At 70.6% G+C, this 24,371-nt stretch carries 22 protein-coding genes; 18 read left to right on the top strand and 4 right to left on the bottom strand.

The window, feature by feature from the left end:
• The first annotated feature begins 53 nt into the window (after nucleotides 1-53).
• Together dapB and AC5RV6_RS11535 are read left to right on the top strand one after the other, a co-directional pair.
• Nucleotides 54-812, top strand: a complete 759-nt coding sequence (gene dapB / locus AC5RV6_RS11540) for a 4-hydroxy-tetrahydrodipicolinate reductase (RefSeq protein ID WP_494007472.1) — start codon at nucleotides 54-56, stop codon at nucleotides 810-812.
• A gap of 9 nt (nucleotides 813-821) precedes the next feature.
• The gene (locus tag AC5RV6_RS11535) at nucleotides 822-1,307 is read left to right on the top strand and encodes a hypothetical protein (RefSeq protein ID WP_494007471.1); all 486 of its coding nucleotides are present in this window, start codon (nucleotides 822-824) and stop codon (nucleotides 1,305-1,307) included.
• Here the strand turns inward: AC5RV6_RS11535 and AC5RV6_RS11530 are convergent.
• On the bottom strand, nucleotides 1,304-2,458 hold the full coding sequence (locus AC5RV6_RS11530) for a heparan-alpha-glucosaminide N-acetyltransferase domain-containing protein (RefSeq protein ID WP_494007470.1): 1,155 nt from the start codon (nucleotides 2,456-2,458) through the stop codon (nucleotides 1,304-1,306). The genes AC5RV6_RS11535 and AC5RV6_RS11530 overlap by 4 nt on opposite strands.
• 84 nt (nucleotides 2,459-2,542) lie before the next feature.
• Between AC5RV6_RS11530 and dapA the strand changes: the two genes are divergently transcribed.
• The 6 genes from dapA to AC5RV6_RS11500 all read left to right on the top strand — a co-directional run bounded on the left by dapA (nucleotide 2,543) and on the right by AC5RV6_RS11500 (nucleotide 9,828).
• A complete protein-coding gene (gene dapA, locus AC5RV6_RS11525) occupies nucleotides 2,543-3,463 on the top strand; it encodes a 4-hydroxy-tetrahydrodipicolinate synthase (protein ID WP_494007469.1) in 921 nt (306 codons plus the stop codon).
• Nucleotides 3,464-3,468: 5 nt separating this feature from the next.
• Nucleotides 3,469-5,160, top strand: a complete 1,692-nt coding sequence (locus tag AC5RV6_RS11520; RefSeq protein WP_494007468.1) for a ribonuclease J — start codon at nucleotides 3,469-3,471, stop codon at nucleotides 5,158-5,160.
• A 104-nt stretch (nucleotides 5,161-5,264) separates the two neighbouring features.
• On the top strand, nucleotides 5,265-8,156 hold the full coding sequence (locus tag AC5RV6_RS11515; RefSeq protein WP_494007467.1) for an FtsK/SpoIIIE family DNA translocase: 2,892 nt from the start codon (nucleotides 5,265-5,267) through the stop codon (nucleotides 8,154-8,156).
• A 26-nt stretch (nucleotides 8,157-8,182) separates the two neighbouring features.
• Nucleotides 8,183-8,773 carry a CDP-diacylglycerol--glycerol-3-phosphate 3-phosphatidyltransferase gene (gene pgsA, locus AC5RV6_RS11510; protein WP_494007466.1) on the top strand — a complete coding sequence of 197 codons (591 nt, stop codon included), beginning with the start codon at nucleotides 8,183-8,185 and terminating at the stop codon, nucleotides 8,771-8,773.
• Nucleotides 8,770-9,249, top strand: coding sequence for a CinA family protein (locus tag AC5RV6_RS11505; protein WP_494007465.1), 480 nt, complete (start codon nucleotides 8,770-8,772; stop codon nucleotides 9,247-9,249). Before pgsA ends, AC5RV6_RS11505 begins: the two co-directional genes overlap by 4 nt.
• A gap of 153 nt (nucleotides 9,250-9,402) precedes the next feature.
• Complete coding sequence (locus AC5RV6_RS11500; protein ID WP_494007464.1) at nucleotides 9,403-9,828, top strand: helix-turn-helix domain-containing protein; 426 nt, start codon at nucleotides 9,403-9,405, stop codon at nucleotides 9,826-9,828.
• Nucleotides 9,829-9,915: 87 nt separating this feature from the next.
• Here the strand turns inward: AC5RV6_RS11500 and AC5RV6_RS11495 are convergent, their stop codons facing one another.
• Nucleotides 9,916-10,425: a MarR family winged helix-turn-helix transcriptional regulator gene (locus tag AC5RV6_RS11495; protein WP_494007463.1), complete on the bottom strand. Its 510-nt coding sequence runs from the start codon at nucleotides 10,423-10,425 to the stop codon at nucleotides 9,916-9,918.
• A gap of 114 nt (nucleotides 10,426-10,539) precedes the next feature.
• Between AC5RV6_RS11495 and AC5RV6_RS11490 the strand changes: the two genes are divergently transcribed.
• From AC5RV6_RS11490 to dapF, 8 genes are all read left to right on the top strand, one after another.
• Nucleotides 10,540-10,761 carry a DUF3046 domain-containing protein gene (locus tag AC5RV6_RS11490; RefSeq protein WP_494007462.1) on the top strand — a complete coding sequence of 74 codons (222 nt, stop codon included), beginning with the start codon at nucleotides 10,540-10,542 and terminating at the stop codon, nucleotides 10,759-10,761.
• Between the two features lie 185 nt (nucleotides 10,762-10,946).
• Nucleotides 10,947-11,990 (top strand): recombinase RecA, encoded by a 1,044-nt coding sequence (recA, locus tag AC5RV6_RS11485; protein ID WP_494007461.1) that lies wholly within the window; start codon nucleotides 10,947-10,949, stop codon nucleotides 11,988-11,990.
• A gap of 12 nt (nucleotides 11,991-12,002) precedes the next feature.
• On the top strand, nucleotides 12,003-12,842 hold the full coding sequence (locus tag AC5RV6_RS11480; RefSeq protein ID WP_494007460.1) for a regulatory protein RecX: 840 nt from the start codon (nucleotides 12,003-12,005) through the stop codon (nucleotides 12,840-12,842).
• A gap of 96 nt (nucleotides 12,843-12,938) precedes the next feature.
• Nucleotides 12,939-14,252, top strand: coding sequence for a coiled-coil domain-containing protein (locus AC5RV6_RS11475; protein WP_494007459.1), 1,314 nt, complete (start codon nucleotides 12,939-12,941; stop codon nucleotides 14,250-14,252).
• Between the two features lie 237 nt (nucleotides 14,253-14,489).
• On the top strand, nucleotides 14,490-15,296 hold the full coding sequence (locus AC5RV6_RS11470; protein ID WP_494007458.1) for an aggregation-promoting factor C-terminal-like domain-containing protein: 807 nt from the start codon (nucleotides 14,490-14,492) through the stop codon (nucleotides 15,294-15,296).
• 53 nt (nucleotides 15,297-15,349) lie between these two features.
• Nucleotides 15,350-16,909 (top strand): tRNA (N6-isopentenyl adenosine(37)-C2)-methylthiotransferase MiaB, encoded by a 1,560-nt coding sequence (gene miaB, locus AC5RV6_RS11465; RefSeq protein ID WP_494007457.1) that lies wholly within the window; start codon nucleotides 15,350-15,352, stop codon nucleotides 16,907-16,909.
• A gap of 14 nt (nucleotides 16,910-16,923) precedes the next feature.
• Nucleotides 16,924-17,883, top strand: a complete 960-nt coding sequence (miaA, locus tag AC5RV6_RS11460) for a tRNA (adenosine(37)-N6)-dimethylallyltransferase MiaA (RefSeq protein WP_494007456.1) — start codon at nucleotides 16,924-16,926, stop codon at nucleotides 17,881-17,883.
• Nucleotides 17,880-18,830: a diaminopimelate epimerase gene (dapF, locus tag AC5RV6_RS11455; protein WP_494007455.1), complete on the top strand. Its 951-nt coding sequence runs from the start codon at nucleotides 17,880-17,882 to the stop codon at nucleotides 18,828-18,830. Before miaA ends, dapF begins: the two co-directional genes overlap by 4 nt.
• 11 nt (nucleotides 18,831-18,841) lie before the next feature.
• Here the strand turns inward: dapF and AC5RV6_RS11450 are convergent, their stop codons facing one another.
• On the bottom strand, nucleotides 18,842-19,456 hold the full coding sequence (locus AC5RV6_RS11450) for a class I SAM-dependent methyltransferase (protein WP_494007454.1): 615 nt from the start codon (nucleotides 19,454-19,456) through the stop codon (nucleotides 18,842-18,844).
• Nucleotides 19,457-19,588: 132 nt separating this feature from the next.
• Here AC5RV6_RS11450 and hflX point away from each other — a divergent pair, with 132 nt between their 5' ends.
• Both hflX and AC5RV6_RS11440 read left to right on the top strand, forming a co-directional pair.
• The gene (hflX, locus tag AC5RV6_RS11445; RefSeq protein WP_494007453.1) at nucleotides 19,589-21,154 is read left to right on the top strand and encodes a GTPase HflX; all 1,566 of its coding nucleotides are present in this window, start codon (nucleotides 19,589-19,591) and stop codon (nucleotides 21,152-21,154) included.
• Nucleotides 21,155-21,203: 49 nt separating this feature from the next.
• On the top strand, nucleotides 21,204-23,186 hold the full coding sequence (locus AC5RV6_RS11440; RefSeq protein WP_494008074.1) for an ATP-dependent DNA helicase: 1,983 nt from the start codon (nucleotides 21,204-21,206) through the stop codon (nucleotides 23,184-23,186).
• A 133-nt stretch (nucleotides 23,187-23,319) separates the two neighbouring features.
• Here the strand turns inward: AC5RV6_RS11440 and lexA are convergent, their stop codons facing one another.
• Nucleotides 23,320-24,078 (bottom strand): transcriptional repressor LexA, encoded by a 759-nt coding sequence (lexA, locus tag AC5RV6_RS11435; RefSeq protein ID WP_494007452.1) that lies wholly within the window; start codon nucleotides 24,076-24,078, stop codon nucleotides 23,320-23,322.
• Between the last annotated feature and the right edge of the window lie 293 nt (nucleotides 24,079-24,371).

The raw sequence follows: 24,371 nt of genomic DNA, 5'->3' as shown, positions 1-24,371 counted from the left end.
GTGCCCGCGGCCGGCGTCGGAGGAGCCGGTGCCCGGACGGTAATGTTGAAGCCATGACTGAGCAGTTGGCCGTGGCGGTGCTGGGCGCATCGGGCCGAATGGGATCCGAAGCAGTGCGCGCCGTGGAGGCCGCACCCGACCTGCGGCTCGTGGCCGCCCTCGGCCGCGGCGACAGCCTCGAGACCGTGGTCTCCGCCGGCGCCGAGGTGGTCGTCGACCTCACCGTCCCGGACAGCACCGAGGCCAACGTCCGCTTCGCCGTCGACCACGGCATGCACGCCGTCGTCGGCACCACCGGCTGGGATGCCGCCCGCCTGGACCGGCTGCGGGACCTGCTGGCCGGACATCCGCGCACCGGTGTGCTGATCGCTCCGAACTTCGCCCTCGGCTCCGTCCTGGCCACCGCCTTCGCCGAGAAGGCAGCGCGGTACTTCGAGTCCGTCGAGGTTGTCGAGCTGCACCACCCTGACAAGGTGGACGCCCCCTCCGGGACGGCCGTGCGCACCGCGTCGCTGATCGCCGCCGCCCGGGCGGAGGCCGGCGTCGGGCCCTCGCCGGACGCCACCGAGAAGGAACTGCCCGGCGCGCGCGGGGCCGACGTCGACGGCGTGCGCGTGCACGCCGTGCGGCTGCGCGGCCTGGTGGCGCACCAGGAAGTGCTGTTCGGCGGCCCGGGCGAGCAGCTGAGCATCCGGCACGACTCCTTCGACCGGGCCTCCTTCATGCCCGGCGTGCTGCTGGGCGTGCGGCAGGTCGCCGCGCACCCCGGACTGACCGTCGGGCTCGACGGCTACCTCAACCTGAACGACTAAGGAACCGCGTTGTCATTCCTCAAGGGCCTGTGGACCAACAAGGCCAAGCTCGGCGTCCTGCTGGTCACCATCCTGCTGGTCTTCTACATGATCGTGGCGGGGCAGCGGGGCATCGTGCTGCTGGGTGCCCCGCAGCTGACCGCCAAGGCCATGGGACTGGCCTACCTGGTGCTGCCCGTCGTCGGCGCCTGGGCGCTGATCCGCGAGCTGATGTTCGGCATGAACACCGAAAAAATGGCGCACCGGCTGGCGGAGGAGGGCGGGCTGCCCGTCGACGACCTGCCGCGCACTCCCGCCGGACGCATCATCCGCGAGGCCGCCGACGAGCAGTTCCCGCGCTGGCAGGCCGAAGCCGAGGCGGCTCCGGAGGACTGGCGCTCCTGGTTCCGGCTGTCCCAGGCCTACGACGCGTCCGGGGACCGCACGCGCGCCCGGCGCAGCATGCGGCAGGCCGTCAAGCTGTACCAGGCCGAACAGTCCGCCGGCCGCTCCTAGCGGCGCACGGGCACCGACTCGCTCGCTGCCCGTGAGGCGCCGGAGGTCACCATCTCCAGCGGACCTCGGGAGCCGAGCCGTACAAAGAGCAGGCCGATCAGCACCGCCGTGGCCGCCTGCGCCCAGAACACCAGGTACGGGTCCGGCAGCGGATCCTGCGCATCCAGCACCGACATCGCCCACACATGCAGGCTGTAGAGGGTCAGCGTCATCGCGCCCGCCGCGGAGAGCGGCAGCAGCACGTTGGCCCGGCGGGTCAGCAGCAGGCAGGCGCCCAGCACGGCGGCCGCGCATCCGGCCGTGTGCACCAGGTCCAGGGTGGTTCCGGAGTGGGGAGCGCTGGTGGCCAGCCACCACCAGGATCCGCTTTGGTCCACCGCACTGAAATTGACCTCGAGCATCCGGGCCAGCGGCCAGCGGCGGCCGCTGTCGGTTGCCTCCAGCGCCGCGAACCCGCCCAGCGGCCCGAGCAGCCACCACGAGGCCAGCTTGGCGCCCGCCGCGGCGCCGACGCCGGCAACCACCAGTCCCAGCTGCGTGTTCAGCCGCCGCAGGTCCAGCCGTCCGATGGCCAGGCCGATCAACAGGTAGCTCAGCCACTGCACGGCCGGATAGAACCCGGTGAACAGCACATCCGCCGCCAGCGTGGCCGGATGCGCGAAGGCGTCCCAGGTGATGTTGCCGGGCACTTCTGCCGGCGACACCACGTCGCCCACCCAGGGCCGGACCAGATAGGCGGCCACCGGTGAGAGCAGGACCCAGGCGGCGGCCCAGGCGGCCACCCGCCGCAGCGGCATCAGCACGAACGGCAGGGCCAGCAGGAACAGGACGGCGTAATGGAACAGGATGACGGCGATGCTGACGTCCAGCCCGCCCAGCGTCAGCCCCACCAGGGCAATGACGACGGCCCGGACGGCGATTCCGGTCCGCGGCCGCGGGCTGCTCCCGCCGGGGTTTCGCCCCCCGGTCAGCAGCGCCAGGCCGACGCCGGCCAGCAGCGCGAAAAGCGCGGAGGACCGGCCGGAGAAGATCAGGGCAGCGGCCGTCGGGTCACCGGTGGCGGGGTCCCAGAGCGGCAGCGCGTGCGTGGCCATCATGCCCAGCAGGGCGATTCCGCGTGCGGCATCGATTCCGCTCAGCCGTGCGCTCATTCCGTCATCGTCTCACAGGCGGGGATGACGGCGGCTGCCGCCGCCGTTGTCCCAATCCACCGGGCAACGGGTAACGTTTTACCTATGGCTGACTCTGACATTCGCGACCGCCCCTTCGGGACCCTGGTGACCGCCATGGTCACCCCCTTCACCGCCGACGGCGAGGTGGACTTCGAGACCACCGCGGCCCTTGCCGACAAGCTGGTCCGGGACGGCTGCGACGGCCTGGTGGTTTCGGGTACCACGGGCGAGACCTCCACCCTGGAGGACAGCGAGAAAGAGGACCTGTTCCGCGTCGTCGCCGAGACCGTCGGCGGCCGCGCGAAGGTCATTGCCGGCACCGGCACCAACCACACCTCCCATTCCGTGGAGATGGCCCGGCGCGCCGCGAAGGCCGGCGCCGACGCGCAGCTGGTGGTGACGCCCTACTACAACAAGCCGACTCAGGGCGGCGTCGTCGGCCACTTCGAGGCGGTGGCCGCGGCCACCGACCTTCCGATCATGATCTACGACATTCCGGGCCGCGCGGGCATTCCGATCGCCACCGAAACGATGTTCCGGCTCGCAGAGATTCCCCAGGTCCGCGCCCTCAAGGACGCCAAGGCGGATTTCGCCGCGGTGACCCGGGTGCTGGCCAACACCACCCTTGACGTGTATGCAGGAGACGACGGCCTGACCCTGCCGTGGATGGCCGCCGGCGCAGTCGGCCTGGTCAGCGTCTCCGCCCACGTCGCCACCGCGCGGTTCCGCGCACTGATCGACGCGGCCGCCGCCGGCGACTTCGCGGAGGCCCGCCGCCTCCACTTCGAGCTCGACCCGATCGTGCGCGCCGTGATGACCCACATTCCAGGTGCCGTGTCCGCCAAGCAGATCCTCAAGATGCAGGGAGTCCTCCCCAGCGCCGCCGTCCGGCTGCCGCTGGTGGAGCCCGACGCCGTCGAGATGGAGTCTGTCCTGGCGGACCTGGCCGAAGCAGGATGGGATTCTTCCCAGAACGAGGCATAAACAACATGACAGAACGCGCAGTATCCACGCTGCAGGCTCCTCCCGGACTGGCTGAGGACACCCTGCGGATCGTCGCCCTGGGCGGCCTTGGCGAGATCGGCCGCAACATGGCGGTCTTCGAAATCAACGGCAAGCTCCTGATCGTCGACTGCGGGGTGCTCTTCCCCGAGGAGTCCCAGCCCGGGGTGGACCTGATCCTTCCCGACTTCTCCTACATCGAGGACCGGCTCGACGACGTGGTGGGCGTGGTGCTGACCCACGGCCACGAGGACCACATCGGCGCGGTGCCGTACCTGCTGCGCCTGAAGCAGGACATCCCGCTCATCGGCTCCCAGCTGACGCTGGCCCTGATCGAGGCGAAGCTGCAGGAACACCGCATCAAGCCCTTCACGCTCACCGTGCAGGAGGGGCAGATCGAGCAGTTCGGTCCGTTCGAGTGCGAATTCGTGGCCGTGAACCACTCCATCCCGGACGCGCTGGCCGTGTTCATCCGCACCGAGGCCGGCACCGTCCTGCACACGGGCGACTTCAAGATGGACCAGCTGCCGCTGGACGGCCGCATCACCGACCTGCGGGCCTTCTCGCGGCTGGGGGAGGAGGGCGTGGACCTGTTCATGCCCGACTCCACCAACGCCGACGTGCCCGGCTTCACCACGGCGGAGCGCGAAATCGGCCCGGTGCTGGAGAACCTGTTCGGCAAGGTGCGCAAGCGCATCATCGTCGCGTCCTTCTCCTCGCACGTCCACCGTGTGCAGCAGGTGCTCGACGCCGCCTCGGCGCACAACCGGAAGGTCTGCTTCGTGGGCCGCTCGATGGTCCGCAACATGGCCATCGCCGAGAAGCTCGGCTACCTGAACGTGCCCAAGAACATCCTGGTGGACCTGAAGGAGGTCGACCGGCTTCCCGACGACCGCCTGGTGCTGATGTCCACCGGTTCCCAGGGCGAGCCGATGGCGGCCCTGTCCCGCATGGCCAACGGCGACCACCGGATCCAGGTGGGCGAGGGCGACACCGTCATCCTGGCCTCCTCGCTGATCCCCGGAAACGAGAACGCCGTCTTCCGGGTGATCAACGGGCTGATGAAGCTCGGCGCCGACGTGGTGCACAAGGGCAACGCGAAGATCCACGTCTCCGGCCACGCCTCCGCCGGTGAACTGCTCTACTGCTACAACATCCTCAAGCCGGCCAACGTCATGCCCGTGCACGGCGAGACCCGGCACCTGATCGCCAACGGCCGGCTGGCCGAATCCACCGGCGTTCCGGCGCAGAACGTGATCCTCGCCGAAGACGGCACCGTCGTCGACCTCAAGGACGGCAAGGCGCGCATCGTCGGTTCGGTGGAGTGCGGCTTCGTGTACGTCGACGGCTCCAGCGTGGGCGAGATCACCGACGCGGACCTCAAGGACCGCCGCATCCTCGGTGAGGAGGGCTTCATCTCGGTCATCACCGTCGTCAACCGGACCGACGGGACGATCGTCTCCGGCCCGGAGATCCACGCCCGCGGCTTCGCGGAGGACGACGCCGTCTTCAACGAGATCAAGCCGAAGATCAACGCCGCCCTGCAGGAGGCCGTGACCTCCAACAAGGAGCACACCACCTATCAGCTGCAGCAGGTCGTCCGCCGCGTGGTGGGCACCTGGGTCAGCCGCCGGCTGCGCCGCCGGCCGATGATCGTACCGGTGGTCCTGGAGGCCTGACCGCCCGGCGCACGCACCGGCGCCACCACCTGCACCAGCGCAACGGGCGCCGGGACCGGCTGAAATCCGCCGGTCCCGGCGCCCGTTGCGGTACCGTGGCAGGTATGGCCACACGCACCTCCAGCACCTCCAGGACCACCGGCCGAGGCTCGGGCACCGGCTCGGGACGGTCCTCGGGCGGCAAGGGAAGTGCCTCCAAGGCCCGTTCCACGGCGAAGACCCGCGCCTCTGATCCCGGCTACGGCGATGAGCTGCCGCTGCCGCTGCGCGCGGTCCAGGGCGCCTGGATGGGCCTGGCCCGCATTGTCGGCGCCGGCATCCGCAAGCTGGGCACCGACGTGCATCCGGAGCGTGAGATCCGCCGTGACGGCACCGGCTTCTTCCTGCTGCTGCTCGCCCTGGCCGTCGCGGCGGTCGAGTGGTGGGCGCTGCGCGGCCCGGTCGCCGACGTCGTGCACGCCGGCGCCGCCGGCACCTTCGGCTGGATGGCCGTCGTGCTGCCCTTCATGCTGCTCACCGCTGCGGTGCGCCTGATCCGGTATCCCGAGCGCCAGCGCGCCAACAGCCGGATCAGCATCGGCCTGACCATCATGCTGTTCGCCGGCTCCGGCATCACGCACATCATCGGCGGCCTGCCCTCCCTCGCCGACGGGGCCGAGAAGCTGTGGGCCTCCGGCGGCGTCGTCGGCTTCCTCGTGGCCGGCCCGCTCTCAGCCGCCCTGACCCGCTGGCCGGTGCTGCTGCTGCTCTCGCTGCTGGTCTTCGTGAGCGTGCTGATCGTCACCGCCACTCCGTTCCGGCACATCCCGATGCGCCTGCGCGCGCTCTACGAGCACCTGATGGGCCAGGACCTGGCCGAGGACGATCCGGAACGCCACGACCAGAGCTACCTCTACGAAACGCATCAGCAGAAGGTCAAGGACCGCAGGCAGCGCCGCAGGGACCGGAAGGAGGCCCGCGCCGCCGCCCGCCACGAGGAGGGCTTCGCCGGCGACGAGGCCTTCGAACGCGCGGTGCTCGACGGCGACGACGATGCGCCGGCCCCCGCCGGCCAGGACCGCGACGGCGGTTCCGACAGCGCCTCGGCCGGGCCCGCGGTGCCCCCGGGGGTCCGCCGGCCCACCCAGGCCGAGCTGGCCACGCAGAAGATCCGCCGCCAGCAGGGCCTGCCGGTGGACGGCGCCGAGCCGCCCACCGAGGCGCTGGCCGTGCTGCCGGAGCTGCCCTCCGACGCTCCCGGCGCCGCGGCCGCCGCACCCGCGGTGCCGTCGAAGCCGGTCCAGCCGGTGCCGCCGGCCACCCCGATTCCGCAGCGCACCGAGCAGCTGCAGCTCTCCGGGGATGTCACCTACACGCTTCCGCCGTCGGAGTTCCTGCCGGCCGGCCCGCCGGCCAAGGAGCGCTCCGAGGCCAACGACGCGGTGGTCGCGGCCCTGACCTCCACGCTGGACCAGTTCAACGTCGACGCGAAGGTCACCGGCTTCTCCCGCGGACCGACCGTCACCCGGTACGAGATCGAACTGGCCCCGGGCACCAAGGTCGAGCGCGTCACCGCCCTGTCGAAGAACATCGCCTACGCGGTGGCCAGCTCCGACGTGCGCATCCTGTCGCCCATTCCGGGCAAGTCCGCGATCGGCATCGAAATCCCGAACACCGACCGCGAGACGGTGTCGCTGGGCGACGTGCTGCGCTCGGGCAACGCCCGCCGCACCGAGCACCCGATGGTCATGGGCGTCGGCAAGGACGTCGAGGGCGGGTTCGTCGTCGCGAACCTGGCCAAGATGCCCCACCTCTTGGTGGCAGGCGCCACCGGCGCGGGCAAGTCCTCGTTCGTGAACTCGATGATCACCTCCATCCTCATGCGTGCCACCCCCGACGAGGTGCGGATGATCATGGTGGATCCCAAGCGCGTGGAGCTCACCGCCTACGAGGGCGTGCCGCACCTGATCACCCCGATCATCACCAACCCGAAGAAGGCCGCCGAGGCCCTGCAGTGGGTGGTCCGGGAAATGGACACCCGCTACGACGACCTGGCCAACTTCGGGTTCAAGCACATCGACGACTTCAACAAGGCCGTGCGCAACGGCAAGGTGGTGCCGCCGGCCGGCTCCAAGCGCGTCGTGAAGCCCTACCCGTACCTGCTGGTGATCGTTGACGAGCTCGCCGACCTGATGATGGTCGCCCCGCGCGACGTCGAAGACTCCATCGTGCGTATCACCCAGCTGGCCCGTGCCGCCGGCATCCACCTCGTCCTGGCCACGCAGCGGCCGTCCGTCGACGTCGTCACCGGCCTGATCAAGGCCAACGTGCCCTCCCGGATGGCGTTCGCGACGTCGTCCGTCACCGACTCCCGCGTGGTCCTGGACCAGCCCGGCGCCGAGAAGCTGATCGGCCAGGGCGACGCCCTGTTCCTGCCCATGGGCGCCAGCAAGCCGATGCGCGTGCAGGGGGCCTGGGTTACCGAATCCGAGATCCACCGCGTGGTGGACCACGTCAAGGGCCAGCTCGGGGCCGTGTACCGCGAGGACGTGACCGTCTCGGCGCCGAAGAAGCAGATCGACGACGACATCGGAGACGACCTGGACCTGCTGCTGCAGGCCACCGAACTGGTGGTCACCACGCAGTTCGGTTCCACCTCCATGCTGCAGCGCAAGCTGCGGGTGGGCTTTGCCAAGGCCGGACGGCTCATGGACCTGATGGAGTCCCGCGGCGTCGTCGGGCCCTCCGAGGGCTCCAAGGCACGCGACGTGCTGGTCAAACCCGACGACCTCGCCGCCACCCTGGCCGCCATCAGCGGCCAGGAGCCGGCCGGCGGAGGCGCCGAGGCCGCGGCGCTGGCCGACAACGCCAACGCCAACCATGGTTTCGGCGACGCGGGGGAGGGGCCGGTGGACCTGGTCCAGGCGGACCTGGACGCACGGCCGCAGGCCGTGGAGTATCACGACGGCGCCGATGACGACGGATCCGAAGATGCCTGGAGCCTGACCGGGCGCTGACCGGATGCAGCAGTTAGTCTAAGGACGTGAGCACTTCTTCCGCCGGCGGGGCCAAGACCCTGAACATCGCCAATGTCCTGACCATCGTGCGGATCCTCATGGTTCCGCTGTTCGTTGGATTCCTGGTGGCCGACGACGGCCGCGACGGCCTGTTCCGCTGGCTGGCGGTCGCCACCTTCGCGGTGGCGATCTACACCGACAAGCTCGACGGCGACCTGGCCCGCAGCCACAACCTCATCACCGACTTCGGCAAGATCGCCGATCCCATCGCGGACAAGCTGCTGATCGGCTCCGCACTGGTGATGCTCTCGATCCTGGGCGAGCTGTGGTGGTGGGTCACCATCGTCATCCTGGTCCGCGAACTGGGGATCACGGTGATGCGCTTCGTCGTCATCCGCTACGGCGTCATGGCCGCCTCGCGCGGCGGAAAGCTCAAGACAGTGGTCCAGACGCTGGCCATCTTCCTGCTGCTGCTGCCGCTGACCGCGTGGCTGGGCGCCTGGGCCTGGTGGATCGGCGCGACGGTGATGGCGGCCGCCGTCGTCATCACGGTGGTGACCGGCCTCGACTATGTGGTGCAGGCGGTCCGGCTGCGCCGCTCCGCGGTGCGGCGATGAGCAGCACGGCTGAACAGATCATCGACGCCTGCCGCGGGCAGTCCCTGACCGTGGCCACGGCCGAGTCCCTGACGGCCGGCCTGGTGGCGGCGGCCCTCGCCGACGTGCCCGGCGCCTCGGCCGTCCTGCTCGGCGGAGTGGTCGCCTACAGCAGCCAGGTGAAGGCCTCCATGCTCGGCGTCTCGGCCGAGCTGCTGGAACGCGCCGGATCGGTCGACGCGCAGGTGGCCCGGCAGATGGCCGCCGGCGCCAGGCGCCGGCTGCACGCAGACATCGCCGTCTCCACAACCGGAGCGGCAGGACCGGAACCGCACGACGGCAAGCCGGTGGGCACGGTCTTCATCGGCCTTGCGGACGGTGCGGGAAGCATTTCGCGCGGTTTTCGGTTTACCGGGAACCGGGCCGAAATCCGGGCGCAGGCCTGCGCGCAGGCGCTGGCCATGCTCGGCGGGCACGTGGCGCGGACCCAGCGCTGAGGCCCCGCCGCAGCAGGGCCCCGGACCGGGAACAAATCCCGTCACGGCCCGGTTGTAGGTATCAGGAACCCCCAAGGTTTCCGGTTTAGGATCGAAAAACGTTCTGCGGCGAAAACACGCAGACCGAACCCAGAGGGAGCAGGAACGAATCAGATGGTCAAGCAGCCCGTATCCGTGAACGGCGTTGTACGCTGGCGGGATGTAGGGTTGGCGGAAGAAGCACACCGGGAGCCAAAGGAGCGCAAGATGGTAGTTCTTCGTCACGAGATCGGTGACGTCCTCCGCGACGTCCGTCAGCGCCAGGGTCGCACCCTGCGCGAGGTCTCGCACAGCGCCCGGGTTTCCCTCGGCTACCTCAGCGAGGTGGAGCGGGGCCAGAAAGAGGCCTCCTCGGAGCTCCTTTCGTCTATCTGCGGCGCGCTCGATGTTCCCCTGTCCCTGATGCTTCGAGAGGTCAGCGACCGGGTGGCCAGCGCCGAGGGCGTGGCAATCCCCGACACCGTCCCCTCCGAGTTCTCGCGGGAGTTCGCCCGTGAGTTTCCGGAGGACATGGCGCGGGACCTCGCCCGAACCCCCTAAATCCACTACGGCGGCCTGACCGGCCGCCGTTCACAGCCTTACCGGTTTGGCCCCGTCGGAAGCGGCGGGGCCAAACTGCGTTCCGGGCTATCTGCCTTCGGTGCCGGCGCCGGTCGGCGGCTGCCCGGCGGGCCCCGCCGCCACGGAGTAAGAGTGGTTGAGCTTGTCCAGCAGCTGGGCCAGCTGGGTGATGTCATCCTGCGGCCAGTGGGCCAGCAGCTCGCGGAAGTGTCCCTTGCGCGCCTGCTGCACGGCGGCGAGGCGGCGCGTGCCTTCCTCGGTGAGGCTGATCGCCTGGGCCCGCCCGTCGTCGGGGTCGGCCTCGCGGCGCACGAGTCCCAGCTTCTCCAGCATGACCACCTGGCGGCTCACCGACGGCTTGCCGACCCCGATCTCCGCGGCGAGGTCCGTCAGCCGCATGGCCCCGCAGCGCTGCAGCAGGACCAGCAGGCCGTAGGCGGAGGACTCCATATCCGGATGCACCTGGCGCGCGATCCGGTGCGAGTTGGACCGCGCCCGCCGCCACAGCAGGCTCAGCTGATGTTCCAGCGACTCCACCGGATCCTCGCCCGGCGTTCCGCTGCCTGCAATGCTCATCCTCCAAGTCTAGGCGGACGTGCCGAGGTGAGGGGCAGGGGAGCAGCCGGCGGCGGCACGGCCGCGTGGCGGAGGGCTCTGCTGGGCATCGGGGGAGCGTGAGAGCATGGAGGCATGCGCATCAGCGATTTCTGGCGGCTCATGGACGACGAATTCGGGCCCGCTTACTCCCGGGTCCTCGCCGGTGACCTGGTCCTCGGCGCAGTCGGGGGAGTCACCGCGGCCGAAGCGCTGAAGCGCGGAGCGGACCCCAAGGCTGTCTGGCTGGCCGTCTGCGAAATGCAGGACGTTCCGCAGGAACGCCGGCTGGGCCGGGACATCAAGCCGGCGAACTAGACACGCCGTCAGATGGGTTCGAATATTTGTTCGGACCCCGGTACGATCACATCGTAACCGGCACCCCTCCGGACGCGATCGAATATCCACAAGGGCGGCTCGGCACAGGTTTTGTCAGTGCCTCCGCTTACGGTTGTGGCAGAGGATTAAGCCATCCCCCACAGCCACACTCAACGAGGTGAAGAATGCCTGCTCCTGCAGACCGCGCCAAGGCGCTAGAAGCCGCCCTCGCCCAGATCGACAAGCAGTTCGGCAAGGGCTCCATCATGCGGCTGGGAGACGATACCCGTGCTCCCATCGAAACCATTTCCACCAGCTCCATCGCCCTGGACATCGCCCTTGGCATCGGAGGCCTGCCGCGCGGCCGCGTCGTGGAGATCTACGGGCCGGAATCCTCCGGCAAGACCACCGTCGCCCTGCACGCCGTAGCCAACGCCCAGAAAAACGGCGGCATCGCCGCGTTCATCGACGCCGAGCACGCCCTCGACCCCGAATACGCCCGCAAGCTCGGCGTCGACGTCGACGCGCTCCTGGTCTCCCAGCCGGACACCGGCGAGCAGGCCCTGGAGATCATGGACATGCTGGTCGGCTCCGGCTCGCTGGACATCATCGTCATCGACTCGGTGGCCGCGCTGGTGCCCCGCGCCGAAATCGAGGGCGAAATGGGCGACAGCCACGTCGGCCTGCAGGCCCGCCTGATGAGCCAGGCGCTCCGGAAGATCACCGGCCGCCTGAACCAGACCAAGACCACGGCCATCTTCATCAACCAGCTCCGCGAGAAGATCGGCGTCTTCTTCGGCAGCCCGGAGACCACCACCGGCGGCAAGGCGCTGAAGTTCTATGCCTCGGTCCGCATCGACGTGCGCCGCATCGAAACCCTCAAGGAGGGCGGCAACCCGGTCGGCAACCGCACCCGCGCCAAGATCGTCAAGAACAAGATGGCCCCGCCCTTCAAGCAGGCCGAGTTCGACATCATCTACGGCCAGGGCATTTCCCGCGAGGGCGGCCTGATCGATATGGGCGTGGAGAACGGGCTGGTGAAGAAGTCCGGTGCCTGGTTCACCTATGACGGCGACCAGCTGGGCCAGGGCAAGGAAAACGCCCGCCGCTTCCTGCACGACAACCCGGAGCTCGCCGACGAAATCGAGCGCCGCCTCCGCGAGAAGGTCGGCATCGACCCGACGCCGGAATCCGACGCCGAGCCGAAGCTGAAGGCCGTCGGGGACTGACGGCAGACGCCCGTGGCTGACTGGAATTCCCTGCTGGCCGACGAAGCCGCTCCCGACCCGGGGGCGGCTTCGCCGTCAGCTGCCCGAACACGAAACCGACCCGCCAGGGGCAGCTCTGAGACCCCGGACGCGCCGCACGCCGCGGAACCGGATACCGATGAGCGCAGCGGAGAGCTCCTGCCGGACGGGGAGGGCGACGGGTGGCCCGGGGCCAGGGGCCGGCGCGGCTCCAAGGGCAGGGGCGGATCCAAGGGTACGGGTGGATCCCGGACGGAGCGGAGCCGGCGGAAGGGGGCAGGCGCCGAGGACCGCGGCACGTCCCCGGGCAGCGGAGCCGCAGGGCCCTCGGAGGACCCCTACGAGCGGGCCCGGTCCATTGTCCTGCGGCAGCTCACCGGGGCGGCCCGCAGCCGCCGACAGCTGGCGGACAAGCTGGCGGAAAAGCAGATTCCCGCTGATGTCGCTGCAGCCGTGCTGGACCGCTTCGAAGAGGTCCGCCTCATCGACGATGCCGAGTTTGCCCGGATGTGGGTGCGCAGCCGCTCCCGGACCCGCAGCCTCGCGCGGGGAGCGCTGCGCAGGGAACTGAGCGAAAAGGGCATCACGGGAGACCTGGCCGACGAGGCCCTGGCCGAAATTGACGACGATGACGAGTACCAGGCCGCCGTCGAGCTGGCCCGGCGTCGGCTTCCCGCCCGGATCGACCTCACCGACCGCGACCAGAAGGACAGGCAGACCCGCCGGCTGGTCTCCATGCTGGCCAGACGTGGCTATCCGCCGGGACTGGCCTATCGGGCCGTCGGGGAAGCGATCGGAGACGAACTCGAAGGAGCCGACGAGGCCGGTTTCTGACCGCCCCGGCAATTGGTATGCCGCTGTTATCGTCGCCCTGCCCGCGGGCCGCAGGGCTGAAGTAAGCTAACGCTCGCGATGTTAAAGATGAGGCCCATGGGGCGAATGACAAACGGACTGCTGCCCGTCCAGGCAGCGGCCGCTGCGGGCATCCTTGCCGCCGCCCTGCTCGCGGCTGCCCCCGCCGCCGCCCGGGACGCGCTTACCTGGGACCAGATTGAACAGGCGATCGGCGACGACGCCGCCGTTGCCGAGCACGCAGGCCGGCTTGAAGCCTCTCTCCTCGAGCTCGAGGAAGAAGCCGGCGCCCTCGGAAACGCAGCGGTCGCCGCCTCCTCCGAGTACGCCCTCATCCAATCCGACCTCGCCGCTGCCGAGGAACGGATCGCGGAGCTGGAGCAGCAGCAGGCGGCCGCCGACGCCCGCTCCCTCGAACTGTCCCGGCAGGTTGGGGCCCTCGCCGCGCACACGTACAAGAACGGCGGAGCGGACAGCACCCTCGGGCTGCTCCTCGATACCGAACCCGGCGGAGACAGCCTCCAGGCGATCGGCGCCCTGTACCGGGTCACCGACCGCGCCGGCCGGGTCTATGCCGAAGCCCGCTCCGTTGCCGACATTGCGGAGAGCCTGCGGGATCAGCAGGAGCAGGCACGCCGCGAGCACGAGCGGCTCTCCGGCGAAGCCCGGGCAGCCCTGACCGAGACGCAGGCGGCTGCGGCGGCGGCGGATGCGGCCGTCGTCGAGGGGCGTGAGCAGGCTGCCGTCATGCTTGACCAGCTGGCCGCGCTGCGCGAGACCACCGCCGCCGAGGAAGCGGAACGGCTCCGCCGGCAGCGGGCCGAGGAAACGTTCCGGGAGCAGCAGGAGCAGGCGGCGCAGGCGGCACGCGAACAGGCGCAGGACACCGGCCGGGGACAGCAGGACACACCCGAAGCCATCGCACCGCCCAAACCGGCGCCCGAGCAGCCTCCGACCGTGATTCTTCCCACGCCCCCCACGCCCCCCGCGCCGCCCGCGCCAGCGGAACCGGCTCCGGTGCCCGCTCCGCAGCCGACCCCGCCGCCGGCCGCGCCTCCGGCCCCGGCCCCCGCGCCGGTGGTGGACGACCCCGCGGGCGCCCAGGCCTACGCATCGTCCAGGATGGGCGGCTTCGGATGGGACCAGGGCCAGTTCCGCTGCCTCGTCGACCTGTGGAACCGGGAGTCCAACTGGCGAACGAGCGCGCATAACCCCTCGTCAGGGGCCTACGGCATTCCCCAGTCCCTACCCGGTTCCAAGATGTCGGTCTTCGGAGACGACTGGCGGACCAACTACCGCACGCAGGTGAACTGGGGGCTGGACTACATCAAGTGGCGCTACGGAAGCCCGTGCGGCGCGTGGGAGCACTCCGAGCGCCACAACTGGTACTGAACCGGCTGTTCCGGGCCGCCGGGCCGGTTTCCGTGCCGTTACCGTTTTGAGACTTCTCCCAGAAACGGCCGGTAGCGTCTCGCGCTTGTGACCTCACCGCACCCGTCCCCACTGTCCGCGCCGGCCCGTCCGGACCGTCCCTCCGCTCACCGAAACCCGGCGTCCGTTCCCGGACAGGAACCGGATCCGGCCGCCGTCTCCGCATCCTCCGCCGCCACCGCATCTGCCCCCGGGTCCATGCGTCCGCACTCCCGGCGCGAGGCCGCTGCCGAGCGCCGACGCCGCCGTCGTGCCCGCCGGGTACAGGCAGGGGCCGCCCTGGGCCTGGGAGCGGTGGTGGCCGTGGCCGGGGTCGGCAGCGCCATGGCCGGGGAGGACCTGCGCTCATCCGTGGCGCTGTCGCTCTCCGCGGCCGTTGCGCCGCTGCCCGCCTCAGAAACCGCCGGACCGGATCCGGCCGGCACCGGGACCGGCGCCGAAACCGGCTCCGAGCCGACCGCCGCCCCGTCGGATGAGGCTGCGGCAACGGACACCGGCGGCGGGCCCTCGGATGCCGAAGCTGCCGAAGCTGCCGAAGCTGCCGAAGCGGCAGAAGCCGATGCCTCCGCCGAACAGGAACAGGCCGCTGCCCGGGCCGAGGCGTCGGCCGCCGAAACCGCTGCCGCGGAGGAGGCCGCCGCAGCGGCGGCAGAGCAGGCCGCCGCCGCGGAGGCCGCCGCAGCCTCCGTCCCGGTGGACGACCCGGCGGCCGCCAAGGCCTACGCAGCCGGCGCCCTGGCCGGATACGGCTGGGACGCGTCCCAGATGACCTGCCTGGATACGCTCTGGACGAAGGAATCCGAGTGGCTCACCTCGGCCACGAATGCCGGCAGCGGCGCCTACGGCATCGCCCAGTCGCTGCCCGCCGAAAAGATGGCCGCCACGGGCCCTGACTGGCTCACCAACCCGCAGACACAGATCCGCTGGGGACTGACCTACATCCAGTCCCGCTACGGCAGCCCCTGCTCTGCCCTGAACTTCCACTACGCCAACAACTGGTACTAGCCGCCGCGGCCGTTCCTCCGGCCGGGCGGGCAGGCAGCGAAAGGGCCCGTCCGATGTCCGCGGCACCGCTGCCGGGGACGTACCCTAGGAGGGTGAGTTTGACAGTTGCCTCCGCCCCGCAGGAACAGACCGCCGAGCATCCGCGCACCTACCAGGTGCGTACCTTCGGCTGCCAGATGAACGTGCACGACTCCGAGCGCATCTCCGGTCTGCTGGAAGACGCCGGCTATGTGCCGGCTGACGGCGATCAGGCGGACCTGGTCGTGTTCAACACCTGCGCGGTGCGGGAGAACGCGGACAACAAGCTCTACGGCAACCTGGGGCTGCTGGCTCCGGTGAAGGAGTCCCGCCCGGGCATGCAGATCGCCGTCGGCGGCTGCCTGGCGCAGAAGGACCGTGACACCATCCTGCGCAAGGCGCCGTGGGTGGACGCCGTCTTCGGCACCCACAACATCGGCTCGCTGCCGGCCCTGCTGGACCGGGCCCGGCACAACTCCAAAGCCGAGCTGGAGATCCTCGAATCCCTGGAGGTCTTCCCCTCCACCCTGCCCACCAAGCGGGACTCCGTGCACTCGGGCTGGGTCTCCATCTCCGTGGGCTGCAACAACACCTGCACCTTCTGCATCGTGCCCTCGCTGCGCGGCAAGGAGCGCGACCGCCGCCCGGGCGAGATTCTCGCCGAAATCCAGGCGCTGGTGGACGACGGCGCCATCGAGGTCACCCTGCTGGGCCAGAACGTGAACTCCTACGGCGTCGAATTCGGCGACCGCGGTGCGTTCGCCAAGCTGCTGCGCGCCTGCGGCGACATCGAAGGCCTGGAACGCGTGCGCTTCACCAGCCCGCATCCGGCCGCCTTCACCGACGACGTCATCGAGGCGATGGCCGAGACGCACAACGTGATGCCGCAGCTGCACATGCCCCTGCAGTCCGGCTCCGACAAGGTGCTCAAGGACATGCGCCGGTCCTACCGCTCGAAGAAGTTCCTCGGCATCCTGGACAAGGTCCGTGCGCGGATGCCGCACGCGGCCATCTCCACCGACATCATCGTCGGCTTCCCGGGCGAAACCGAGGAGGACTTCCAGGCCACGCTCGACGTCGTCGAGCAGTCCCGCTTCGCCACCGCCTTCACCTTCCAGTACTCCAAGCGGCCCGGCACGCCCGCCGCGGAGCTGGCGGACCAGCTGCCCAAGGCCGTGGTGCAGGAACGCTTCGAACGCCTGGTCGCCCTGCAGGACCGGATCAGCGCCGAGGAAAACGCCAAGCAGGTCGGCCGCACCGTGGAGGTCATGGCCACCGCAGCCTCCGGCCGCAAGGCCGGGGAGACCGGCCGGCTCTCCGGCCGGGCCCCGGACCAGCGGCTGGTCCACTTCAGCGTGCCCGAGGGCGCCGAAGCCCCGCGCCCGGGGGACCTGGTCACCGTGCCGATCACGGCGTCCGCCGGGTTCCACCTGATCTCCGATCCGGCCACCGCCGCCGACTACAAGCTCCGCCGCTCCCGTGCCGGCGACGCCTGGGACCGGGCGCAGGCTGAATCCTGCGGCGTGCCCGCCCCCGGTGCCGGCAGCGGCAGGGGCGTCTCGCTGGGCATGCCCACGCTGCCCGTGCGCCGCTAGGCGTGGACGAACCCGTGCCCGTGCCCGCGCCGGCAGGCGCCGCCGCCGGGCCCGACGCCGCCGCGCACCGGCTGCCGGTGGTCGCCGTCGTCGGCCCCACCGGATCCGGCAAATCCGACCTCGGCGTCGAACTGGCGCTGCGCCTGGACGGCGAGGTGATCAACGCCGACGCCCTGCAGTTCTACCGCGGAATGGACATCGGCACCGCCAAGATTTCCGAAGCCGAACGCCGCGGGGTGCCCCACCATCTGCTGGACATCATGGAGGTCACCGAGGAGGCCAGCGTCTCCGCGTTCCAGGCCCAGGCCCGCCGCGCGGTCGAGGAGATCCGCTCCCGAGGCCGGCTGCCCATCCTGGTCGGCGGGTCGGGACTCTACGTGCGTGCCGCCCTGGACGTGCTGGAGTTTCCCGGCACTGACCCCCGGGTACGCGGAGAGCTCGAGGACGAGCTCGCCGCCGTCGGGCTCGAGGCCCTGCGCGCCCGGCTGGCCGCCGTCGACCCGGTGTCGGCGGAGCGGCTGGGCGACGCCCGGCGGGTTGTCCGCGCGCTGGAGGTGCACCGACTGACGGGGCGTCCGTTCAGCTCCTACATGCCACGCCGCGAGTACTTCCAACCCGCCCTGCAGATCGGGCTGAGCGTGGACCGGCCGGTGCTGCACGCCCGGCTCGCGGACCGGGTACAGCGCATGGTCGACGCCGGCCTGCTGGAGGAGGTGCGCGCCCTGGACGGACGCGGGCTGCGCAGCGGCAGGACGGCGTCGCGCGCCCTGGGCTACGCCCAGTTCCTGCAGGTGCTCGACGGCGAGGCAACCGTGGCCGCGGCCGCCGAACAGACGGTCGTCGCGACCCGGCAGTTCGCCCGTCGGCAGCTCACCTGGTTCCGCGCCGACGAGCGGATCCGGTGGTTCGCCCATGACGATCCCGCGCTGGCGGCGCAGGCGGAGCGCGCGGTCACCGCTATTCTGGAACGGTGAGCACCCTTTCCACCCAGCCGCTGTCCGCCTCCGGCCTGCCCGCCTCGCTGGCCGGCACCGTGTTTGCCAAGGGCCACGGCACCGGCAACGACTTTCTGCTCGTCGCCGACCCCGACGGAGCCCGGGACTTCACCGCAGCCGAAACCGCGGCGCTGTGCGACCGCCGGCTCGGGCTGGGCGCCGACGGCTTCATCCGTGCCGTGCCCTCCCGCCACCTGCCCGAGGGGCAGGCGCTGCTGCAGACCGAGCCGCAGGCCGAGTGGTTCATGGACTACCGCAACTCCGACGGCAGCATCTCGGAGATGTGCGGCAACGGGGTGCGCGTGTTCGTGCACTTCCTGCTGGAGGAAGGCCTGGTGGAGCTGCCCGAAGGCGCCGTGCTGCCGATCGGCACCCGCGCCGGCGTCAAGCTGGTGACCCGCGTCGCCGGCGGGTACGCCGTGGACATGGGGCCGTGGGAGTTCATCTATCCCGACCACGCCGCGGCCAAGGCCATGGACACCGTGGTCGACGCCGGCGGCCTCGAGGTGCCCCGGCCGGGACTGTCCGTGAGCATGGGCAACCCGCACACCGTCGTCGCGCTTGCCGAGCTGACCGAGCTGGCCGCCACCGACCTCACCCGCGCCCCCTCTGTCTCGCCGGAGCCGGAGGACGGCACCAACGTGGAGTTCGTGGTGCCGGCCGAGCCGCTTGTGGTTGAGGGCATCGGCCAGGTGACAATGCGAGTGCACGAGCGCGGCGTGGGGGAGACCCTGTCCTGCGGCACCGGAGCCTGCGCGGCAGCCGTCGCCACCCGGTTCTGGGCCGGCGCCGGAGCGCCCGACGCCTGGTCGGTGGACGTGCCCGGCGGGACTGTGGGAGTGCGCTTCCTGCCCGGCCCCGACGGCCGTGAGCACGTTGAGCTCAGCGGCCCCGCCGTGCTGGTGGCCCGCGGAACGGTGCTCTGACCCGCCCCCTGTCAGGCCGCGGCGCGCTCCACCTGCAGCACGCGGAAGCCCTTGTCGGTCGCGTAGCGGGACACCGCGTAGCCGGCGCCCAGCTCGGCGGCCAGCCACTTCTGCAGGCTGTCCGAGCCCAGGTTCTTCTGCACCACCAGCCAGGCGCTGCCCCCGGGCGCAAGCCGGGGAAGCCACTGCCGCAGCAGGCCGTGCAGCGCCTCCTTGCCGACGCGGATGGGCGGGTTGGACCAGATGGTGTCGAAGCGCAGATCTCCGGGAACGTCCTCGGGCAGGCAGGTGCGCACGTTGTCCAGGCCGAGAGCCGTGGCGTTGTCACGGGTGAGGCCCAGGCTGCGTTCGTTGACGTCCACGGCGTACACCTGCGCCGCAGGAGACTTCAGGGCGAGGGTGAGCGCGATCGGCCCCCAGCCGCAGCCGATGTCCAGCAGCACGCCGTCGGCTGCCGGGGCGGGTGCCTCGGCGAGCAGGACGGCGGTGCCCTTGTCCACGCCGTCGGGGGAGAAGATGCCGCCGGCCGTCTGGACGGAGCGCTCCGCGCCGTCGAGGACCACGCTGATCCGCCGGCGCTTTTCCGGACCGGACGGCTGCGAACTGAAGTAGTGCTCTGAACCCATAATCCCCAAGCCTAGTGCGCCCTTGCCACGGGCCGGGGACGGGAAGAAAATGGCGCTGCGCGACGTTGACCACAACAGGCACATCGGCAGGCTCTGGCCTAGGATGGTGTGTAACGAATCCTAAAGGAGACCATGACCAATAATTCCCGTCCTGTCGCCTCGTCCCCGGAGCTGTCTCCGGAGGAAATCCAGGGGGTAATCGACAGGATCCTCGCGAAGGACAGCGCTGTGGAGGCCAAGGCTGCGGCCGGGCCGAACGGCGCTACAGCGAAGCACGGTCGGGCCCAGGCACTGGACGAACCAGGCCAGGAGCATTCCGACTACGACGGTGAGCAGCAGGACCTGCAGGAACGGCGCGCCCTGCGCCGCGTCGCCGGCCTCTCCACCGAACTCGAAGACGTCACCGAGGTCGAATACCGGCAGCTGCGCCTGGAGCGCGTGGTCCTGGCCGGGCTGTGGACCGAAGGGACATCCGCCGACGCCGAGAACTCGCTCCGCGAGCTGGCGGCCCTGGCCGAGACCGCAGGCTCCGAGGTGCTCGACGGCATCATCCAGCGCCGGCTGAAGCCGGACCCCGGCACGTTCCTGGGCTCGGGCAAGGCGCAGGAACTCAAGGACATCGTGATGGCCACCCGCGCCGACACCGTGATCGTGGACAGTGAACTGTCTCCGTCGCAGCGCCGCGGCCTGGAGGACATCGTCAAGGTCAAGGTCATTGACCGCACCGCGCTGATCCTGGACATCTTCGCCCAGCACGCCAAGTCCCGCGAGGGCAAGGCGCAGGTCGAGCTGGCGCAGCTGGAGTACCTGCTGCCGCGCCTGCGCGGCTGGGGCGAATCGATGTCCCGGCAGGCCGGCGGCCAGGTCGGCTCCGCAGGCGCCGGCATGGGCTCCCGCGGTCCCGGTGAAACCAAGATCGAGCTGGACCGGCGGAAGATCCGCAACCGGATGGCCAAGCTGCGCCGCGAAATCGCCGCCATGAAGCCCGCTCGGGAAACCAAGCGGGCCAACCGGCAGCGCAACGCGGTGCCCTCGGTGGCGATCGCCGGCTACACCAACGCGGGCAAGTCCTCGCTGCTGAACCGGCTCACCAACGCCGGGGTGCTGGTGGAGAACGCCCTGTTCGCCACCCTGGACCCGACCATCCGCCGCGCCGAGACCCCCGACGGCCTGGGCTACACCCTGGCCGACACCGTCGGTTTCGTGCGGTCGCTGCCCACGCAGCTGGTCGAGGCTTTCCGCTCGACGCTGGAGGAGGTCGCCGACGCCGACCTGATCCTGCACGTGGTGGATGCCTCGCATCCGGATCCGGAAGGCCAGATCGCGGCGGTCCGCGAGGTCCTCGCCGAGGTCGACGCCCGCAAGGTGCCGGAGATCATCGTGCTCAACAAGGCCGACGCCGCCGATCCGTTCGTGCTCGAGCGGCTGCGGCAGCGTGAGCGCCGGCACGTGGTGGTTTCGGCCCGGACCGGTGAAGGCATCGACGAGCTGCTCGAAACCATCTCGGCCTCCATCCCGCGGCCCGCCGTGGAGCTGGAGCTGCTGGTTCCCTACGACCGCGGCGACGTGGTGTCCCGGCTGCACAGCCAGGACACCGAGATCCTGTCCATGGACCACGTCGAAGAGGGCACCCGGCTCCGCGTCATGGTTCGGGAAGGACTGGCTCCTGAACTGGAGCCCTTCACCACCCGTGGCTAAGCAGCGCCCCGAGAAGGTCCTCGCGCTGCTCGACGCCGCCGTCCGGGCGATGGGCGGGCAGAACCGCGAAGGCCAGCACCAGATGGCACGGCAGGTGGCGGATGCAATTGAGTCCCGCCGCCACCTGCTGGTCCAGGCCGGCACCGGCACCGGCAAGTCGCTGGCGTACCTGGTGCCGCTGGTGGCCCACGCCGTGGAAAGCGAGAAACCGGCGCTGGTCTCCACGGCCACGCTCGCGCTGCAGGCGCAGATCGTCGGCCGTGACCTGCCGCGCCTGCTGGAGGCCCTCGAGCCGGAGCTGCCCCGCCCGGTCGACGTCGCGCTGCTGAAGGGCCGCAGCAACTACGTCTGCCTGCACAAGACCGGCGGCGGCTTTCCCGACGAAGACGACCCGGGCGCGCTGTTCGTGCTGGGGGAGGAGAACGCCGTCGGGCACCCCGCCCCCGGCACCGGCCCGGTGAGTGCCCTGGGCCGCGACGTGCAGCGCCTGCACGAATGGGTCGAGGAGACCGAGACCGGGGACCGCGACGAGCTGGTGCCCGGCGTCAGCGACCGGGCGTGGCGGCAGGTGTCCGTCACCTCCATGGAGTGCCTGGGCGCCCAGAAATGCCCGATGGCCGCCGAGTGCTTCAGCGAACGGGCCCGCGCCAAGGCGGCGGAAGCCGACCTGGTCATCACCAACCACGCCCTGCTGGCCATCGCGGCCTTCGAGGGCCTGGCGGTGCTGCCGGATTACGACGTGGTGGTCATCGACGAGGCGCATGAGCTCGCCGACCGGGTGACCGGAGCGGTCACCGGCCAGCTCTCCGGCGGCACCATCAGCTCCGCCGTGACCGCGGCGCGCAAGCACACCAACGCCAGCGTGCAGGAACTCGCCGACGCCGGCCGCGCCTTCGACGGCGCCATCGAAGGCATCGCCTCCGGGCTGCTGCCTTCGGGGCTGAACGAAGACCAGCTGCTTGCCGTCGGGCGTGTCCGTGAGGCGTGCCGTGTCGCGCTGTCCGATTCGAAGCCGGACGGGCAGGACAACGCCGACGGGGGCCGGCAGATGGCCCGCTCCCGGCTGATGGCGATCCTTGAGCTGTGCGAACGGCTGGAGTCCGCGCCCGAATCCGGAGAGGTTGTCTGGGCCTCGCGCAGCAGCACCTTCTCGCCGTCCGGCGGCTACCAGCCGCCCGACGACGACGCGCCGGCGACGCTGAACATCGCCCCGCTGTCCGTGGCCGGAAAGCTGCGGGAAAACCTGTTCGACGGGCACACCGTGGTGCTGACCAGCGCCACGCTGGCCATCGGTGCGGAGTTCGGTCCGGTGGCCGGAGCGCTCGGCCTGCAGGGCCCGGGAGCGCCCGCCTGGGAGGGCGCCGACGTCGGCAGCCCCTTTGACTATCCGCGGCAGGGGATGCTGTACATCGCCAAGGACCTGCCCAAGCCGGAGCGGGGGACCTCCGAGGCCCAGCTCGATGAGCTGGCCGAGCTGATCGCCGCTTCGGACGGCGCTGCGCTGGGCCTGTTCTCCTCACGGCGGGCGGCCGAAGAGGCCGCCGAGGCGATGCGGAAACGGCTGGACGTACCGATCCTGTGCCAGGGCGAGTCCTCAATGGCCTCGCTCGTGAAGCAGTTTGCCGAGGACGAGCGGACCTGCCTGTTCGGCACCATGGGACTGTGGCAGGGCGTCGACGTCCCGGGCCCGTCCTGCCGCTTGGTGGTCCTGGACCGGATTCCGTTCCCGCGCCCGGACGACCCGCTGATGACGGCCCGCAGCCGGGCCGTGGCCCGCGCGGGAGGCAACGGCTTCATGAGCGTGTCCGCCACGCACGCCGCGGTGCGTCTGGCCCAGGGGGCGGGCCGGCTGATCCGGGCGGCCGAAGACCAGGGCGTGGTGGCGGTGCTGGACTCGCGGCTGGCCACGGCGCGGTACGGAGGCTTCCTGCGTTCGGCGCTGCCGCCGTTCTGGCCGACCGCGGACCGGGCCGTCGTGCTTAAGGCGCTCCAGCGCCTCGCCGCCGCGTCGAAGGCCGGCAGCGGGGCCTGACGCCCGCGCAGGGGATGTGGGCGCACGCCCGCGGGCCCGGCGCTTCCCCCGGCCCGTCCGTACACGCAAACGCCCCCGACCGCGGCGCCGAAGCCGGCGCCAGGGTCGAGGGCGGAGCGGGAGGAGCGGGTGCCTAGAGCGACCGCATCACGGAGACAACCTTGCCCATGATCGTGGCGTGGTCGCCCGGAATCGGCTCGTAGCGGGTGTTCTGCGGCAGCAGCCAGGTGTGGCCTTCGCGCTGGCGGAAGGTTTTCACCGTGGCTTCGTCATCGAGCAGCGCGGCCACGATGTCGCCGTTCTCCGCGGTCGGCTGGCGGCGGACCACCACCCAGTCGCCGTCGCAGATGGCGGCGTCGACCATGGAGTCGCCGGAGACCCGCAGCATGAACAGCTCACCGTGGCCCACCAGCTGGCGGGGCAGCGGAACCATGTCCTCAACCTGCTGGTCCGCGAGGATCGGACCGCCGGCGGCAATGCGGCCGACCAGCGGGACCATGGCGGTATCCAGCGCGGTGTCCGTCCGCAGCGGGGTGACGTTGCCCGCCTCCGCCGCGCCGCCGGACGGTGCGGGGGCTGCCGCCGGGGCGGCCGGGGCTGAAGGCTCGGCGTCCCGAAGCATCAGCGGTGTGAGGATCTCCATGGCCCGGGGCCGTTTGGGGTCACGCCGGATGTAGCCGAGCTTTTCCAGCTGGCCGAGCTGGTGGGTCACGCTCGAGAGGCTGGCCAGCCCCACGGTGTCACCGATCTCGCGCATGGACGGCGGGTAGCCGTTGCTGCTGACGGACCGCTGGATGGTCTCCAGGATCCTCTGCTGGCGGGGAGTCAGGCCCTTGGCCGGGCGCCCGGAGGTGGAGGCATCGGTGCCTCCGCTTACAGTCCTGCGTGCCACGGCGCTTCCCTTCAGGCCGGCGGCCGGTGCATCCGGCCGCGTTTTTCGTGCGTACGGACGGCGGTGCCGCCCGGGCTCCCGGCGGTTTTGTCAGAGGCGGGTGATGGACTCGCTTCTGTCAGCTTCCGGTGCTGCTCACAACGCTAGGGGAGCAGCCCCCTGTTTTCAAACATTTGTTCGAGCGAGTCTCGACAACGTTCGTAGACAGGTGCTAGAAAGGATCCAGCTGATCGAACAAAGATTCGAAAGAAGCTGCTCTTAATCCGAGCGGACTTTCGAAACAAGCTTCGAAA

The sequence above is a fragment of the Arthrobacter saudimassiliensis genome, assembly GCF_059090665.1.
The sequence above is the reverse complement of the archived record's forward strand: the minus strand, read 5'-3'. Positions and strand labels throughout refer to the sequence as shown.

Bases quoted from the DNA above. Each gene is read 5' to 3' on its own strand.
- dapB (WP_494007472.1), top strand. From the start codon at position 54: ATGACTGAGCAGTTGGCCGTGGCGGTGCTGGGCGCATCGGGCCGAATG.
- AC5RV6_RS11530 (WP_494007470.1), bottom strand. From the start codon at position 2,458: ATGAGCGCACGGCTGAGCGGAATCGATGCCGCACGCGGAATCGCCCTG.
- dapA (WP_494007469.1), top strand. From the start codon at position 2,543: ATGGCTGACTCTGACATTCGCGACCGCCCCTTCGGGACCCTGGTGACC.
- AC5RV6_RS11520 (WP_494007468.1), top strand. From the start codon at position 3,469: ATGACAGAACGCGCAGTATCCACGCTGCAGGCTCCTCCCGGACTGGCT.
- AC5RV6_RS11515 (WP_494007467.1), top strand. From the start codon at position 5,265: ATGGCCACACGCACCTCCAGCACCTCCAGGACCACCGGCCGAGGCTCG.
- AC5RV6_RS11505 (WP_494007465.1), top strand. From the start codon at position 8,770: ATGAGCAGCACGGCTGAACAGATCATCGACGCCTGCCGCGGGCAGTCC.
- AC5RV6_RS11500 (WP_494007464.1), top strand. From the start codon at position 9,403: ATGGTCAAGCAGCCCGTATCCGTGAACGGCGTTGTACGCTGGCGGGAT.
- AC5RV6_RS11495 (WP_494007463.1), bottom strand. From the start codon at position 10,425: ATGAGCATTGCAGGCAGCGGAACGCCGGGCGAGGATCCGGTGGAGTCG.
- AC5RV6_RS11490 (WP_494007462.1), top strand. From the start codon at position 10,540: ATGCGCATCAGCGATTTCTGGCGGCTCATGGACGACGAATTCGGGCCC.
- recA (WP_494007461.1), top strand. From the start codon at position 10,947: ATGCCTGCTCCTGCAGACCGCGCCAAGGCGCTAGAAGCCGCCCTCGCC.
- AC5RV6_RS11475 (WP_494007459.1), top strand. From the start codon at position 12,939: ATGGGGCGAATGACAAACGGACTGCTGCCCGTCCAGGCAGCGGCCGCT.
- AC5RV6_RS11470 (WP_494007458.1), top strand. From the start codon at position 14,490: ATGCGTCCGCACTCCCGGCGCGAGGCCGCTGCCGAGCGCCGACGCCGC.
- miaB (WP_494007457.1), top strand. From the start codon at position 15,350: ATGTCCGCGGCACCGCTGCCGGGGACGTACCCTAGGAGGGTGAGTTTG.
- AC5RV6_RS11450 (WP_494007454.1), bottom strand. From the start codon at position 19,456: ATGGGTTCAGAGCACTACTTCAGTTCGCAGCCGTCCGGTCCGGAAAAG.
- hflX (WP_494007453.1), top strand. From the start codon at position 19,589: ATGACCAATAATTCCCGTCCTGTCGCCTCGTCCCCGGAGCTGTCTCCG.
- AC5RV6_RS11440 (WP_494008074.1), top strand. From the start codon at position 21,204: ATGGGCGGGCAGAACCGCGAAGGCCAGCACCAGATGGCACGGCAGGTG.